Source organism: Sinorhizobium sp. CB7, from assembly GCF_041357635.1.
Taxonomy (GTDB): Bacteria; Pseudomonadota; Alphaproteobacteria; order Rhizobiales; family Rhizobiaceae; genus Rhizobium.
In genome coordinates, this window is record NZ_JAULLL010000084.1 from 1 (window position 1) to 309 (window position 309).

Consider the following 309-nt stretch of genomic DNA (forward strand, 5'->3'; position numbering starts at 1 on the left):
GCCGCGACGTCGAAAGCCAGGTGCTGGCGCGCGCCATCCACGCCCATATCCATCGGCGCGTCTTCCTGAACGGCAATCGCACCATCGTCTTCCCGGCCAGCCCGGGCAGCTATGCCTCGGAGCGCATGGGCTGATCCGAAGGCCTGAAAACCGCCTTTTTCCCGTAGGTTATGGCGCTTGCCGCTGGCAAGGTCCCACTTATTTGCCTAAAGCCTGTCGCGTGAAAGGAGATTCACACGATAGGCTCTAGACTTTTGTTTTTATGCATGTCGTTGCCGCAAAACCGCTGCACACTTTTGCGCGACATGC

General features: G+C 58.6%; 1 pseudogene. It reads left to right on the forward strand.

Going from position 1 to position 309, the window contains the following annotated elements:
* Window positions 1–134: pseudogene (gene purU, locus AAE029_RS36275) on the forward strand (formyltetrahydrofolate deformylase); the annotation flags it as partial.
* Window positions 135–309: the final 175 nt, after the last annotated feature.